The following is a 14161-nucleotide window of genomic DNA, read 5'->3' on the forward strand; positions in this document are numbered from 1 at the left end:
GGTCCGACCTGCGATTCGGCCGACGTGATGTACGAGAAGACGCCCTATCCGCTGCCTCTGTCGCTGACCATCGGCGACGAGGTGCTGATCGAAGGCACCGGCGCCTACACGACGACCTATTCCTCGGTCGCCTTCAACGGCTTCGAGCCGCTCCGATCCTACGTGATCTGACCGGTTCGCAAGAACCGTTCTGATCATCCCAGGTGGGCGCATGTTCGCCCACCCGGGCTCGCCTGTGGAACAAACCTCCGCTCGTGAAGGATCGCGGACATGGAATACCTGATCAAATCGGCCATCGCGGCCACCGACATTGCCCCCTCATCCGGCCCTTCGGATCAGCTCTTCTTCGCGGGGGAGAAGAGCCCGATGGCAGCGCTTGCGCCCTCCCTGGCCCAACGGGCACAGGCTGGCTCGCGCGGCGAGCCGGGTGAGGGGGCCTCACAGGCTCCGGCATTCACCGTCGTGGCGGAAAGCGCCGGCGATATCGAGGCGCGCGAGGACCTGCTCGACCGCGCCATGGGACCTGGCCGTCGTAGGAAGTCGTCGGAGAAGCTGCGGCGCGGCCGCCGGCCCTCGGAAGGCCTGGCCTTTGTCGCACGCGATGCCTCGGGCGCGGTCCTCGGCACCGTGAGGCTTTGGGATGTGACGTTGGGCGAAGGCGGTCCGGCGGCCCTTCTACTCGGACCGCTTGCCGTCGAACCGGCGCTCAAGGGCTCCGGTGTCGGTTCGGCGCTGATGCGGCATGCGGTGACTGAAGCGGCGCGCCTCGGCCATGGCGCCATCCTGCTCGTCGGCGACGCGCCCTACTACGGGCGCTTCGGATTTTCGGCGGCGAAGACCGGCGCCCTCGCGATGCCCGGCCCCTATGAGCGGCACCGCCTGCTGGCGCTGGAACTGATGGAGGGCGTGCTCGACGACGCACACGGCACGCTTAAGGCTGCGGGACGCAAGCAGAAGGCGCAGTCGCTGGCCGCCTAGACATCATCCCAAAGAGTGGGAACCGGTTTTGTGCAAGGTCACGGTCAAACCGAAAGAAAACGCCGCCCATCGAGGCGGCGTTTTGCTTTGATCTTGGCGCTGTCGTCAACCAAGCAACTGGCTTAGCGCCATGGCGACAGTCATGTCGCCCTCGACCTTTATCTTGCCGGACATGAAGGCCATGGTCGGGTTGAGGTCGCCGGCGATCAGCGAATCCAGATCGTCGAGCGACAGCTTGACGGTGCAGTCGGTCGGCGCATCGGTGGTGGAGACCGTGGCGCCGTCGATGACGATGACACCGTCGCTGCCGGTGTCGAACTTGACCGAATGCTCGAAGCCCGCGCTTGCCACGCGCGACTTGATCCTGTCGGCAATCTCCTGAACGCTCACGGCGGTTCTCCTCATCTTGTTGCGTTTGATACGCGGCGGCGCATTGCCGGCGCATGTCGCGATCACGGTCGCTGACGCATATAGCTTCGCATTGACGTTTACGTCAACGTGGTGACCATGCGTCATCTCGCATCAGCTTGGCTAGCGGCGGCGAATGCGTCCGCGCCGCGATCAGTGCTGCTTGAAGGGCTTGGTCATTTCCGAGGCGGTCTCGCCAGCGCCCTTGCGGCGGCGAATGGCGTTGTCGCGGATCTCGTCCTTGGACAGGAAGTTGACCTGGTCGATCAGCACCTCATGCACCAGCTCGACGCCGACGCGGGCGTTGATGCTGTCCTGGATGGACTTGCGGAAGGCATCGAGATCGATTGTGTCCTTCTTGGTGAAATCGACCTGCGGATTGGCGTAGAGATAGGAGTAGACCTGGTCGGTGATCAGCGCGTCGGCCGGTATCGACAGCTTCTTTATCTGCTCCGGCTCGACCGTGTAGACGAGCTTGGTGAGAAAATAGCCGTCGATCCTGGCGTCGCGGATCAAAGGCACCGAGATAATATCGGTCTTGACGTAGTCGAGGCCGCCCAGCATCGGCTTCGGCGGCTCGCCCACGCCGGCCTTGCCTGCAGCCTGGAACGAATAGAACACGGCGCCGAGCGTCGCTGCGCAGATCCAGATCGCGGCGGCGATGAACTTGATCACCGGTCTTTCCCTACCCTGGCGACCGGGATCATGCTCTTGCCCAGCCGAACTCGCCGGCCGAATAAGTGCCGTCGGCCTCGGCGCGCTGAATGGCGCTCTTCAGCAGATTGGCGACCTCGTTGACGGCGTTGAGATGGGCGAGGATCGCCGCCTCGTTCTTGGCCAGCTTCTGGCGCAGCCGCGCCAGGCCTTCGCGATGCTGCTCCAGGAATTCGATCTCGTTGGCGCCCTTCATGGCGCGGGTCAGTTCGTAGAGATAGCGGCTCTTGCGGGCGTTGGACGCCTTGAGGTCGAAGCCGGTGCTGGCACGGATACCAGCCGTCTCCTCGTCGACCGCTTCCTCTATGCGGCCGATGATGGCGGCGAGGTTTCCGGGGCGAGCGAGCGGCATGGGCGCTTCCGAGGTCCGCGAGGGTGGAGATTTCGGATTGGTCGGCCATGAGGCTCCCTAGATTTTTGTATCGGTTTCTATGGTCGTATCGTCGCCGGTCATCGACCGCGCGGCCTGGCGCTGCAACTCCTGCACCATGGACGTCGACAGCCGGATCTGTTGGTCGATCTCGGCCTTCTCCGGCCCACCCGAAACCGGGCCGACCGGCACGATGCGCTTGCCGTCCATATAGTGGTCGGCGAGCAGTGATCTGGCGATGCCGATGCCGCCGCGCGCGGCCATGACATTGGCCAGTTGCTCGGCCATCTGCGATTTCCACATGTCGCCGGCGAGACCCTTGCCGTAAACGCCCTCGGTGTCCTTGGGCATCATGTTCTGGATGAAGGTCTGCAGCACCATCGCCTCGAAGCGCTGGAACTTCTTCTCCGGGTTCGCCACCTCGGCTTTGTCCGCCGTGGCCCGGGAAAGTATGGTGCCGGCGGTGTCGACCGAAAAGGCGGCCGAGGCGCCACCAGTCCGTTTGGCCAGCGCCGCGCGCGCGGCTTCGATATCGGCCGGCTCCGCTGCGCGGGCAACGTCCAAGACGATGTCGCTGGGTGGAGAGATTGCCAAAAAAGTCCGCCCTTTGCCGGTTTTTGCTATCCGCACAATGACTGAACAAGCTTGTGGCAGGCTTGCGAGCCCAAGCATCGAGTGGCTCGTCTTTCGCCATCGCGATTTTGCTGTGCTACGAAATGGGAGATCGTTCTTGCCAGCGGTTAGGGGCCAAAGTGTTGGATGAAGATTATCGAGAGATTTCAGATTTCCGGGCGAGGCGTCGTAGTCGTCGGTGACCTACAGACCGACTTCCGGATGGGCCAAAAACTCAACGCGATTGTCATGAGGCCGGACGGCTCTAAAACCTCGACGGCCGCGGAGAAAGAGTATGCGCTCCGGCGGATCGACGATGTCGCTCACGAATTCGAAGTGTTCGTGCTGCGTCATGTTGATCTAGCTGATGTGCCCGAGGGCAGCACTCTCGATCTGACTTTGATACCGAGTCGCTAGTTAGTATCGTCGCGTCGCTTCTGCGCGATCAGATCGAGCCGCTCGCGGTCGATGCGTTCGCGCTCGTCGCGGCGGCGCACGTCCTTGTAGGCGCGCTCGACCATGTTGGTGCGCGCCGTCGCGGTGGCGATGAGAGTTGCTTCCTGCCTGGCGCTTTCCAGGCTTGCCTGCTGGCGGACCAGGGCATTGGCGATGCGGCGATGGTAAAGGTCGGGGAACTGGCCGGCCAGCGATTGGTCAGCGTCGAAGTGCTCGACCAGTTCCCTTGCCTCGGTCTCGGCCGCTCCCGCCTGCGCCAGGAATGTCGCATGGCGCGTCTCGTGCAGGGCCTTGAGCTGCTCCTGCACCTTGACCAGTTTCCGCAGCCGTTCCTTGCGCGTGGTCATTGCGTCACCGTGCCAGTGTCAGGTCGACAAAGCCGTCGACGAACAGCGACAGCATGGTGCCGATGGCGAGGTAGAAGAGGATCAGGCCGCCGGCGATGACGAAAGGCAGCGAGATGAAGTAGACGGGGATCTGCGGCGTCAGCTTGTTGACGAAGCCGATGGTCAGATTGACCAGGATGGCATAGGCGACGAACGGGCTGCCGAGGCGGATGACCAGGAAGAAGGCGTCCGACACGGTGTCGGTGAGATCGACGAGCGCCGCCTGCGGATTGAAGAAGACGTTGACCGGCGCGACCGTGTAGGAGGCGACCAGAGCGCGCACGATCTCGTGGTCGAAGTCGAAGACGAAGAGCAGCAGCAATGCCGAGAAGGAGATGATGGCGGCCAGCGCCGCCTGCGGCTCCGGCTCCTCGATCGCCGGGCCGCCGGCGCCGCCATAGCCGATCAGCGTGGCGATGGCCGAGCCCATGAAGCGCAGCGCCTCCATATAGAGCCGGGTCATGGCGCCGATCAGCCCGCCGACCAAGAGTTCCGAGACGATCATCGGCGCCAGGACCTGCGGGCGGGGATCGACATACGGGTAGATGCGGTCCCAGAGGAAGGCGAGCAGGCCGCCGGTGGCGGCGACCGCCACGAAGAGCCGGACCTGGATCGGCACGCGCGCACTCGACAGGCCTGGCATCAGCATGAAACAGGCGCCGATGCGGCAGAAAGCCAGGAAGGCGGCGATGACGACGCCTTGCGAGAGCGCGCTCACGAGATCGTCCCGAGCACCTTGATCTCGACGCCCTTGGCGATCTCGACATGGGAGAGCACCGGCAACGTGGTGAACAGGCGCTCGATGATCATGCGCACATAGGGGCGCGCGTCCGGCGCGGTGACCAGCACGAAGCGCTCGCCGGCTTCCAGATGCTTGCGGATCGCCTTGGTCGCATCCTGGCCGAATTCCTCGAGCTGACGCGGGTCGATGTCGAACTCGCGCACCTCGCCCTTGGCGTCGCGCTTGAGGCTCTGGTGGAAGGCGAGGTCCCAGCGGTTGCCGAGACGCAGAACCTTGAGCACGCCGCCCTCGGAAAGATCGCCGCAGATCTGCTGCGCCATGCGGATGCGCACGTGCTCGACAATCTGTTCGGTGCGGCGCACATGCGGCGCGATCTCGGCGATGGCTTCGATGATCAGATGCAGGTTGCGGATCGAGACGCGCTCGGCGAGCAGAAGCTTCAGCACCGCCTGCAGGCCGGGATAGGAGATGTGCGAGGTGCAGATCTCGTCGGCGAGCTTGCGGTATTCCGGATCCTGCCTCTCGAGCAGCGCCTTCATGTCCTTGTAGGAGAGAAGCTGCGGCAGGTTGTTGCGGATGACCTCGGAGAGATGGGTGAGCAGCACCGACATGTTGTCGGCATAGGTGTAGTTCTCACGCTTCAGGTCCTCGGCGAAGGTCTCCAGCACCGAGAAGGCGCGCATGCCGAAAGCCGGCTCGCGGATCTCCTCGCCGGGCAGGTCCGGCACGTCGCGGGTGCCGAGCAGCACCATGATCTCGCCGACGCGCATCTGGTACTCGGCGACGACCGTGCCGTGGACCTTGATCTGGTAGCTCTTCGGCGGGATGGCGAAGTCGTCGGCGACGCGCACTTCCGGCACGACGAAGCCGTATTGCTGGGCGAACTTCTTGCGCATCTTGGCCATGCGGAAGACCAGCTCCTGATGTGACACAAGCAAGCGCGTCGACAGCTGCTTGCCGATCAGCAGCTCGATCTCGGCGGTGGCGAGCGAGGCCTTGACTGAGTTCTTCTCTTCCTCGGCCTTCTTGGCCTTCTCCTCGTCCCTCAGTGCTTCGGCGGCGGCCATGGCGCGGTTCTGGCGCATCGGAATGACGTAGCCGAGACCGGCCATGCCGCCAGCAAGCGCGAAGAACGGGAACAGCGGCAGGCCGGGCATCAGGCCGAGGATGACCAGCAGGAACGCCGCGACGTAGAGCGCGCGCGGATGGGCGCCGAGCTGGCCGAACACGGCCTGGTTGGCCGAGCCGCGGGTGCCGCCCTTGGAGACCAGCATGCCGGCGGCGAGCGAGACGATCAGCGCCGGGATCTGGGTGACGAGGCCGTCACCGACCGACAGTTTGATGAACACGTCGGCGGCTTCGCCCATACCCATGCCGTGGCGGATGTAGCCGATGGCGATGCCGCCGACGATGTTGATGGCGGTGATGATGAGGCCGGCGATGGCGTCGCCGCGCACGAATTTCGAGGCGCCGTCCATAGAGCCGAAGAAGGAGGATTCCTCTTCCAGCTCGCGGCGGCGCAGCTGCGCCGTCTTCTCGTCGATCATGCCGGCGGAGAGGTCGGCGTCGATCGACATCTGCTTGCCGGGGATGGCGTCGAGGGTGAAGCGGGCGCCAACCTCGGCGATACGGGTGGCGCCCTTGGTGATGACGATGAAATTCACCACGATCAGGATCAGGAAGACGATCAGGCCGATGACGAAGTCGCTCGACATCACCAGCTTCGAGAAGCCGGAGATGACATAGCCGGCCGCGTGCGTGCCCTCATTGCCGTGCGAGAGGATCATGCGCGTGGTGGCGATGTTGAGCGACAGCCTGAGCATGGTGGCGATCAGCAGCACGGTCGGGAAGGAGGAGAAGTCGAGCGGCCGCTGGATCCACAGCGCCACCATCAGGATCAGCACCGACAGCGCGATCGAGAAGGCAAGGCCGATGTCGATGAGGAAGGCCGGGATCGGCAAGAACAGCACCGCCAGGATGACGACGATGCCCAGCGCGAAGAAGACGTCGCGGCCGTTCTTGGCCACCAGGCCGGCCGGGATTGTTTCGCTGATCGCCATATCGTCCTCAAGTCTCCAGCGCGCCGAACGCGCGGCAGCCTTTCGAGCCTAACCAGCCAAGCTTGCGCGAGGGTGGGAGACTGGCTACTGCCGATGGGCGGCATCCTCAGCCGCGCGCAACCGTCAGAAGGGGACCGGCATGCTCGTGATTATCGGCACCATCCGCCTGCCGGCGCATAGGCTGGACGAGGCAAGGCCGGCCATGGAGAAGATGGTTTCGGCGAGCCACGCCGAGCCGGGCTGCCTCGAATATTCATATGCGCAGGACATCCTCGACGCAGGGCTGATCCGCGTCACGGAAGTGTGGAACGACAGGGCCGCGCTCGAGGCGCATTTCCGCACGCCGCACATCGCCGACTGGCGCGCGAGCTGGGCGGCCCTCGGCATCGGCGACCGCAACCTCGTGCTCTACGAAGCCGGCGACGCCAGGCCGATCTGAAGCGGGCCCCCCTCATCGATATCATTCCGATCGAGCGGCGCCAAAATGGCGCCACAAGCAGGCGGCATTGCAATAGCCACGCATGCCGCCCGGCGTATCAGGCACGGCAGCTTTCCATTCCCTTCGGAAATCGGCCAACCGCTCCGATGACTGCCACAAACCACAGCCAAGTCTACGCCCGCCGGCTTCGCGCGGTGCTGATCCGATCGATCCCGCTGCTCGAGGCGCGCGGCATCGTCATCGTCGTGCTTGCGGGTGTCGTCGGGGTGATGTCGGGCGCGCTGGTCACCGGCATGAGCGAACTGGTGCAAGGCATGCACTGGATGCTGTACGGTGTGCAGCCGGGCGGCCGGCTGTCGGCGATGTTCTCGCTGGCAAGCCCGATGCAGGCGCTGATCCCGGCGATCGGCGGCATCCTGCTTGGGCTGACCGTGATCTGGCTCAGGAGGCGCAAGTTCCGCACTCCGGTCGATCCGATCGAGGCCAACGCGCTCTATGGCGGGCGTATGTCGCTCACCGACACGTTCATCATCGTCGGCCAGACGGTGCTGTCCAGCGGCTTCGGCGCCTCGGTCGGGCTGGAGGCCGGCTACACGCAGGTTGGCTCTGGTCTGGCGTCGCGGCTGGCGCGCGCCTTCAGGCTGCGCCGCAACGACGTGCGCATCCTCGTCGGCTGCGGCGCCGCCGGCGCCATCGCCGCCGCCTTCGACGCGCCGCTGACCGGCGCTTTCTACGGCTTCGAGCTGATCATCGGCATCTATTCGGTCGCCAATGTCGCGCCGGTGATGACGGCGGCCATCTGCGCCTCGCTGACCGCCGAGGTGTTTGGCGTCGTGCCGTTTCCGCTGGAACTGTCCGGCCTGCCGGCGCTGACCGCCAGCCAGTACATTCCGTTCCTGCTGCTCGGCCTGCTCGGCGGCGCCGCCTCGATCGCCATCATGCATCTGGTCAGCCTCATCGAGCACGGCTTTGCCCGGCTGTCGGTCGATGCGTCGCTGCGGCCCTTCATCGGCGGCATCCTTGTCGGGCTGCTCGGCCTGGTGACGCCGCAGGTGCTGTCCAGCGGCCATGGCGCGCTGCATCGCGAATTCGCGATGAACTATGGGCTTGGCGTCGTCGCCAGCGTCTTCGTGCTGAAGCTCGCGGCCTCGGCGATCTCGCTCGGCTCGGGGTTTCGCGGCGGCCTGTTCTTCGCCTCGCTGTTCCTCGGCGCGCTGCTCGGCAAGGTCTTCGCCGGCGTGATGGCCACCGTCTCGCCGGCGACCGGTATCGACCCGGCCGTCGCCGCCGTCGTCGGCATGACCTCGCTCGCCGTCGGCGTCGTCGGCGCGCCGCTGACGATGACCTTCCTGGCGCTGGAATCGACACGCGACCTGACGCTGACCGGCGTCGTGCTGGCGGCCTCGATCATGGCGGCGATGCTGGTGCGCGAGACTTTCGGCTACTCGTTCTCGACCTGGCGTTTCCACCTGCGCGGCGAGACCATCCGCAGCGCCCACGACGTCGGCTGGATGCGCAGCCTCACCGTCGGCTCGATGATGCGCAAGGATGTCCGCACCATCGATGCCGCGACGACGCTCGGCGCCTTCTGCAAGGCGGTGCCGCTGGGCTCGGCGCAGCGCGTCATCGCCGTGGATGAGGGCCAGCACTATGTCGGCGTGCTGATCGTGGCGGAACTGCACAGCGAGCCTGCGGACGGCGAGACGCCGGTGTGGTCGCTTGCCCGGTTCAAGGACGCCGTGCTGGTGCCTTCCATGAACGTCCAGACGGCGGCCGAAACCTTCCAGCGCGCCGGTGCCGAGGAACTGGCCGTGGTCGAGGATTTCGCAGACCGCGTCGTGCTCGGCCTTTTGACCGAAAGCCATCTGATGCGGCGCTATGCCGAGGAACTGGACAAGGCGCGACGGGACCTCTCCGGCGAAGGCTAGCGCGTCTCCCGCACCTCCCTTATCGATCTGCCGACCTCAACCCGCCGACTTGCCTGGCCCAGCCATAGGCGCGGCTCTGGCGCCACGCGCGACTTGTCAGATGTACAGTGGCACTGTACAGTCTGTTAAGTGGAGGAGGAGACGGCATGAGCAAGGCTTCCGGCCGGGCTTCGGCAAAAACGGGCGACGCACCGGCCGCTACGCATGCCCATCAGGTGCTGGGAATGCGCCTGAAAACCCTTCGGCTCGCCCGCAGGCTGTCACTGCGGGAGCTTGCCGAGGCTACCGGAACCAGCGCCAGCTTCATCAGCCAGCTCGAGCGCGGCCTGACCGGCGCCAGCACCGCCTCGCTCAACCAGATGGCTTCGGCGTTAGGCGTCAGCGTGGCGATGCTGTTCGAGGAAAGTGCCGCGCAGAACCACGGGGTCTTGCGGCGCAGCGAGCGGCCGAGCCTGCCGCCCAGCGACGGCTGCCGCAAGATGCTTTTGTCGCGCCCGCCGCTCAGCGACATGGAAGTCTATATCGGCGAATTCGACATTGGCGGCTCGACCGGGCCCGATCTCTACACCCATGGCGACGCGCACGAGATGCTCGTCGTCCTGCGCGGGGTCCTGGAGGTTTCGCTCGGCGACGCGCGCCACGTGCTCGAGGAAGGCGACAGCATCGAATACGCGACCTCGACGCCGCATCGCAGCGAGAACATCGGCAGCGGCCGCGCCGAGGTGATGTGGATCATCGCGCCACCGACCTCGGCGCGCGCCGAGCTCGACCAATACACGGCCTGGAAACCGCTCGCGGCCAGGTAGTTCCGATCAAACGCGGGTAGCAATGGGAGAATGACAATCATGCTGAAATCGACACGTTTGGCATTTGGCGCGGCGATGGTGCTCGGCTTTCTGGGCACGGCTGCGATGGCGCAGGAGAACCCTGTCGCCGGCGCGGTCAAGGAAGGTTCGCTGAAGGGCAAGACCCTGACGTTCGTCTCCTTCGGCGGCATCTACCAGGACGGCCAGGTGGCCGCGCTTAAGGAGTTCGTCGAAAAGTCCGGCGTCACCTTGCTCAATGACGGCCCGACCGAGATCGCCAAGCTGCAGGCGCAGGTGGAGTCCGGCAACGTGACCTGGGACGTGGTCGATACCGCCGACTTCCCGCCTTACGTCTATTGCGGCAAGCTGTTCCAGAAGGTCGACCTCTCCAAGCTCGACGTCTCGCACATTCCAGAGGGCCAGGTCAGCGAGTGCTCGGTGCCGGCGATGAACTATGGCGTCGTGCTGATGTACAACACCGATGGCCGACTTCTTCGACACGGCAAAGTTCCCGGGCGTGCGCGGCATCGACGGCTCAGGCGACTTCACCGGGGGCCTCTTGGAGCAGGCCCTCAAGGTCGGCGGCGGCGATCCGAAGGCGATGACGGCAGCCGATATCGACAAGGCCATCGACGTGGTGCGCAAGCTCGGCCCCGACACCATCTACTGGAAGACGGGCGCCGAATCGCAGCAGCTCGCCGAATCCGGCGAGGCCGACATGCTGATGATGTGGACCGGCCGCGCCATGACCGCGGTCAAGAACGGCGCCAAATACGCGCCGGCTTGGCAGGACTGGCTGGTGGTGATGGACCAGATGACCATTCCCGTCGGCGTCAAGGACACGGATGCCGCCTATGCGCTGCTCAATGCCTATCTCGGCAAGCAGTCGCAGGAGGTGCTGACGCAGACGACCTCCTATACGCCGATCAACAATGAGGCGCAGCCGAAGGTCGACGCCTCCGTCGCCGCCTTCCTGACCAACACGCCCGATCGCCAGAGCCAGGGCTACAAGCAGAACATCAAGTTCTGGGTCGAGAACTTCCAGGCGGCGCAGGAGAAGTGGTCGGCGATGATGGCCGGCAACTAAGCGGCGAACGGAGACAAAGGCCGTGAGCGCGTCCGATCCCACGATCCAGCCCGCCGCCCTAGGGTGGCCGGGACGGGCGTGGAGGCCGTACGCGCTCGCGCTGCCGGCGCTCATCCTGCTCATCGCGGTGATCGGCTATCCGCTGCTCACCATCGTGTTGCGCAGCCTGTCGGAGCCGGAATGGGGCGTGCAGAACTATGCCTGGTTCTTCGGCGCGCCCGTCAATCTCACGGTTCTGCGGCGGACTTTCACCATCTCGGCCTGGGTGACGCTGGTGTGCGTGGTCTCGGCCTATCCTTACGCCTATCTCATGACTGCGGTCGGACCGCGCGTCCGGTTGATGCTGGTGCTTTGCGTGCTGATCCCGTTCTGGGTGAGCGGGGTGGTGCGCACCTTGTCATGGGTGATCCTGCTGCAGGATTCGGGTGTCATCAATTCGCTGCTGCGCGCGGCTGGCTTCAGCGGCGTCAAGCTGATCCGCACCCAGACCGGCGTGGTGATTGGCATGGCGCAGGTGCTTTTGCCATTCATGATCCTGCCGCTCTATTCGGTCATGAAAGGCATCGACCTCAGGCTGATGCGAGCGGCGCAGAGCCTCGGCGCGTCACCGTTCCACGCGTTCTTCACCGTCTACCTGCCGCTGTCGCTGCCGGGCGTCTATGCCGGTGCCATCATCGTCTTCATCCTGGCGCTGGGCTTCTACATCACGCCGGCGCTGCTCGGCGGCCCGCGCTCGACCATGCTGTCGACGCTGGTGCAGACGCAGGTGCTCAGCCTGCTGCAATGGGGCCGTGGCGGCGCGATGGGCGTGGTGCTGCTCGTCGCCACCTTCCTGCTGCTGGCGCTGGCGGCGCCGGTGATGCGCTCCAGGCACCGGGAAGCGGGGCGACGCTGATGGAGATGAAGCCCCTCACGCGCGTCGTCCTCGGGCTCGTCTGCCTGCTGGTGGCGATATGGCTGGTGGCGCCGACGCTCGTCGTCGTGCCGATGTCGTTCAACGCCAACAAGTCGCTGGCGTTTCCGCCGCAAGGCTTCTCCTGGCAATGGTACCAGAACTTCGCCACCAGCCCGGAATGGTCCACCAGCTTCCTGAACTCGCTCAAGGTTGCCTCGTTGGTGGCGGTGCTGGCGACGGTGCTCGGCACGCTGGCGGCCTTTGGCCTCGACCGCATGAAGGCGCGGCCGGCCAACCTTTTGCGGATGCTGATGCTGACGCCGATGGTGGTGCCCGGCGTGGTGCTGGCCATCGGCATTTATGCCGTCTATCTCGAAACCCACCTGGTCGGAACGATGCTGGGCTTCGTGCTTGCCCACACCATCCTTGCGCTTCCTTTCGTGCTGATCGCCGTCTCAGCCAGTCTCGAAGTGTTCGACAGGCGGCTGGAGACGGCGGCGGCGAGCCTCGGCGCCGGTGCGCTGACGACGTTCCGCACGGTAACGCTGCCGCTGATCCTGCCCGGCATCCTATCCGGCCTGCTGTTCGCCTTCGCCACCTCCTTCGACGAGATCGTCGTGTCGCTGTTCATCACCAATCCCTACCTGAAGACATTGCCCGTGCAGATCTTCTCTTCCATCACGCGCGACGCCGACCCGACGGTCGCCGCGGTCGGCACGATCCTTTTGTGCGCCACCACGATCCTGATCGGTGGCGGCATGCTTCTCCTTGGCCGCGAGCGGAAGGGACGCCAATGAACCCAAGGCAGGCGAGCAAGGGCGCGGCGATCGACCTGGAGTCGATCAGCAAGGCCTATGGCGGTTTCAAGGCGCTGGACGGCGTCTCGCTTCGCATCGAGCCCGGCGAATTCATGACGCTGCTCGGGCCAAGCGGCTCCGGCAAGACGACGACGCTCAACGTGATCGCCGGCTTCACCGATGTGACCAGTGGCAAGCTCCTGGTCGGGGACAAAAGCGTCGTCGGCGTGCCGGCGCACAAGCGCAACATCGGCGTCGTCTTCCAGCACTACGCGCTGTTCCCGCACATGACGGTCGGCCGCAACGTGGCCTATCCACTGACGTTGCGCGGCGTCGGGCAGGATGAGCGCAAGGCGCGGGTGACGCGGGCGCTCGACATGGTCAAAATGGGCGACTTCGCGCATCGCTACCCTAGCGAATTGTCGGGCGGCCAGCAGCAGCGCGTGGCGCTGGCCCGCGCCATCGTCTTCGACCCGCCGCTTTTGTTGATGGACGAGCCGCTCGGCGCGCTCGACAAAAAGCTGCGCGAATGGCTGCAGCTTGAGATCAAGCGCATCCATCGCGAGCTCGGCACCACCTTCGTCTATGTCACGCACGACCAGGAAGAGGCGCTGGTGCTGTCGGACCGCATTGCGGTGTTCAATCGCGGCCAGATCGAGCAGGTCGGCACCGGCCGGCAGCTCTACGACGAACCGGCGACGCTGTTCGTCGGCCGCTTCATCGGCGACTCCACGGTGTTGCGCGGCGAGGCGCGGAGCGACGGCACGAGCACGGCATTGCGCATCGCCGGCGAGACGGTGACGGCGCCAAGGCGCATCAACGGGGAGGCCAGCCCGGTGATGCTGCTGCGTCCAGAAAAGCTGGCCATCCGCCGGCCCGGCCACAACGGGGCAAATGGCGCCAACCGGCTGCCGGGGACAGTTGCGGAAGCCATCTATCTCGGCTCAGGATCGAAATACGAAGTCAGGCTCGCCGACGGCTCCACGGCGATCGTGCGCTCGCCGCTAACCGGCGACAGCTTTGGGCTGGGAGAGCAGGTGGAGCTCTGCTTCGACGGCGCCGACGCCAAGCTTTTGGCCGACGACAGCGCCGCCGATACGACACTGACCTGATCCCGATCAATCCGCCAACCAATCCGGAAGTCATCCCATGCAGGCCAAGCGCAACGGCGACATATCGTTCTGGTATGCGGATATCGGCGGGGTTCCCGCGCCCCGGCCGCCCTTGCCCGGCGATATCGAGGCCGATGTCGCCATCGTCGGCGCAGGCTACACCGGCCTGTGGACCGCCTACTATCTGAAGAAGGCGAGACCGTCGCTGCGCATCGCGCTGATCGAGCGCGAATTCGCCGGCTTCGGCGCGTCGGGCCGCAATGGCGGCTGGCTGTCGGGCGGCTTCACGTGGTCGCGCGAGAAATATCTCAAGACCTCGACCCGGCGAGGGGTCAGCGCCATGCAGGCGGCCATGGCCGGCTTCGGCGACG

16 protein-coding genes and 2 pseudogenes are annotated in these 14161 nt (G+C 65.3%); 11 read left to right on the top strand and 7 right to left on the bottom strand.

Annotation, left to right across the window (positions count from 1 at the left end):
• Both EN745_RS15980 and EN745_RS15985 read left to right on the top strand, forming a co-directional pair.
• Positions 1 to 171: pseudogene (locus tag EN745_RS15980) on the top strand (ornithine decarboxylase); the annotation flags it as partial.
• Between the two features lie 99 nt (positions 172 to 270).
• Positions 271 to 978, top strand: coding sequence for an N-acetyltransferase (locus EN745_RS15985; RefSeq protein ID WP_348627221.1), 708 nt, complete (start codon positions 271 to 273; stop codon positions 976 to 978).
• A gap of 105 nt (positions 979 to 1083) precedes the next feature.
• On the opposite strand, the gene EN745_RS15990 is transcribed toward EN745_RS15985, so the two are convergent.
• The 4 genes from EN745_RS15990 to EN745_RS16005 all read right to left on the bottom strand — a co-directional run bounded on the left by EN745_RS15990 (position 1084) and on the right by EN745_RS16005 (position 3103).
• Positions 1084 to 1368, bottom strand: coding sequence for an SCP2 sterol-binding domain-containing protein (locus EN745_RS15990; protein WP_126058449.1), 285 nt, complete (start codon positions 1366 to 1368; stop codon positions 1084 to 1086).
• A 171-nt stretch (positions 1369 to 1539) separates the two neighbouring features.
• Positions 1540 to 2061, bottom strand: a complete 522-nt coding sequence (locus EN745_RS15995) for a hypothetical protein (protein ID WP_126058450.1) — start codon at positions 2059 to 2061, stop codon at positions 1540 to 1542.
• Positions 2062 to 2089: 28 nt separating this feature from the next.
• The gene (locus EN745_RS16000; protein ID WP_127421730.1) at positions 2090 to 2452 is read right to left on the bottom strand and encodes a hypothetical protein; all 363 of its coding nucleotides are present in this window, start codon (positions 2450 to 2452) and stop codon (positions 2090 to 2092) included.
• Between the two features lie 57 nt (positions 2453 to 2509).
• Complete coding sequence (locus EN745_RS16005; protein ID WP_189363063.1) at positions 2510 to 3103, bottom strand: rod-binding protein; 594 nt, start codon at positions 3101 to 3103, stop codon at positions 2510 to 2512.
• 126 nt (positions 3104 to 3229) lie between these two features.
• Between EN745_RS16005 and EN745_RS16010 the strand changes: the two genes are divergently transcribed.
• Positions 3230 to 3499, top strand: a complete 270-nt coding sequence (locus EN745_RS16010) for a hypothetical protein (protein WP_126058453.1) — start codon at positions 3230 to 3232, stop codon at positions 3497 to 3499.
• Here EN745_RS16010 and EN745_RS16015 read toward each other — a convergent pair.
• The 3 genes from EN745_RS16015 to flhA are packed head-to-tail and all read right to left on the bottom strand — an operon-like array spanning position 3496 to position 6726.
• The gene (locus tag EN745_RS16015) at positions 3496 to 3885 is read right to left on the bottom strand and encodes a hypothetical protein (protein ID WP_126058454.1); all 390 of its coding nucleotides are present in this window, start codon (positions 3883 to 3885) and stop codon (positions 3496 to 3498) included. The genes EN745_RS16010 and EN745_RS16015 overlap by 4 nt on opposite strands.
• Before the next feature lie 4 nt (positions 3886 to 3889).
• Positions 3890 to 4642 carry a flagellar biosynthetic protein FliR gene (gene fliR, locus EN745_RS16020; RefSeq protein WP_126058455.1) on the bottom strand — a complete coding sequence of 251 codons (753 nt, stop codon included), beginning with the start codon at positions 4640 to 4642 and terminating at the stop codon, positions 3890 to 3892.
• A complete protein-coding gene (flhA, locus tag EN745_RS16025; protein ID WP_127405789.1) occupies positions 4639 to 6726 on the bottom strand; it encodes a flagellar biosynthesis protein FlhA in 2088 nt (695 codons plus the stop codon). Before flhA ends, fliR begins: the two co-directional genes overlap by 4 nt.
• Before the next feature lie 139 nt (positions 6727 to 6865).
• Here flhA and EN745_RS16030 point away from each other — a divergent pair, with 139 nt between their 5' ends.
• The 8 genes and pseudogenes from EN745_RS16030 to EN745_RS16065 form a co-directional block, all read left to right on the top strand.
• Positions 6866 to 7165 (top strand): putative quinol monooxygenase, encoded by a 300-nt coding sequence (locus EN745_RS16030; protein ID WP_126058457.1) that lies wholly within the window; start codon positions 6866 to 6868, stop codon positions 7163 to 7165.
• 146 nt (positions 7166 to 7311) lie between these two features.
• Positions 7312 to 9093: a chloride channel protein gene (locus tag EN745_RS16035; protein WP_127421732.1), complete on the top strand. Its 1782-nt coding sequence runs from the start codon at positions 7312 to 7314 to the stop codon at positions 9091 to 9093.
• A gap of 146 nt (positions 9094 to 9239) precedes the next feature.
• Complete coding sequence (locus EN745_RS16040) at positions 9240 to 9899, top strand: XRE family transcriptional regulator (RefSeq protein ID WP_127421733.1); 660 nt, start codon at positions 9240 to 9242, stop codon at positions 9897 to 9899.
• A 39-nt stretch (positions 9900 to 9938) separates the two neighbouring features.
• Positions 9939 to 10986 (top strand): annotated as a pseudogene (locus EN745_RS16045) (PotD/PotF family extracellular solute-binding protein).
• 22 nt (positions 10987 to 11008) lie between these two features.
• A complete protein-coding gene (locus EN745_RS16050; RefSeq protein WP_127421734.1) occupies positions 11009 to 11881 on the top strand; it encodes an ABC transporter permease in 873 nt (290 codons plus the stop codon).
• On the top strand, positions 11881 to 12678 hold the full coding sequence (locus EN745_RS16055; RefSeq protein ID WP_127407295.1) for an ABC transporter permease: 798 nt from the start codon (positions 11881 to 11883) through the stop codon (positions 12676 to 12678). The genes EN745_RS16050 and EN745_RS16055 overlap by 1 nt, the downstream gene beginning before the upstream one ends.
• Entirely contained in the window at positions 12675 to 13790 is a 1116-nt protein-coding gene (locus EN745_RS16060; RefSeq protein WP_127421735.1) for an ABC transporter ATP-binding protein, read from the top strand. The genes EN745_RS16055 and EN745_RS16060 overlap by 4 nt, the downstream gene beginning before the upstream one ends.
• A gap of 37 nt (positions 13791 to 13827) precedes the next feature.
• Positions 13828 to 14161: FAD-dependent oxidoreductase (locus EN745_RS16065; protein ID WP_127421736.1), on the top strand; the 334-nt coding region annotated here is incomplete at its 3' end.

The organism is Mesorhizobium sp. M4A.F.Ca.ET.022.05.2.1, from assembly GCF_003998845.1.
In the GTDB taxonomy this organism is placed as follows: domain Bacteria; phylum Pseudomonadota; class Alphaproteobacteria; order Rhizobiales; family Rhizobiaceae; genus Mesorhizobium.

Coding starts and splice junctions, on each gene's coding strand:
- EN745_RS15985 (WP_348627221.1), top strand. CDS start 271: ATGGAATACCTGATCAAATCGGCCATCGCGGCCACCGACATTGCCCCC.
- EN745_RS16000 (WP_127421730.1), bottom strand. CDS start 2,452: ATGCCGCTCGCTCGCCCCGGAAACCTCGCCGCCATCATCGGCCGCATA.
- EN745_RS16010 (WP_126058453.1), top strand. CDS start 3,230: ATGAAGATTATCGAGAGATTTCAGATTTCCGGGCGAGGCGTCGTAGTC.
- EN745_RS16015 (WP_126058454.1), bottom strand. CDS start 3,885: ATGACCACGCGCAAGGAACGGCTGCGGAAACTGGTCAAGGTGCAGGAG.
- flhA (WP_127405789.1), bottom strand. CDS start 6,726: ATGGCGATCAGCGAAACAATCCCGGCCGGCCTGGTGGCCAAGAACGGC.
- EN745_RS16030 (WP_126058457.1), top strand. CDS start 6,866: ATGCTCGTGATTATCGGCACCATCCGCCTGCCGGCGCATAGGCTGGAC.
- EN745_RS16035 (WP_127421732.1), top strand. CDS start 7,312: ATGACTGCCACAAACCACAGCCAAGTCTACGCCCGCCGGCTTCGCGCG.
- EN745_RS16040 (WP_127421733.1), top strand. CDS start 9,240: ATGAGCAAGGCTTCCGGCCGGGCTTCGGCAAAAACGGGCGACGCACCG.
- EN745_RS16055 (WP_127407295.1), top strand. CDS start 11,881: ATGGAGATGAAGCCCCTCACGCGCGTCGTCCTCGGGCTCGTCTGCCTG.
- EN745_RS16060 (WP_127421735.1), top strand. CDS start 12,675: ATGAACCCAAGGCAGGCGAGCAAGGGCGCGGCGATCGACCTGGAGTCG.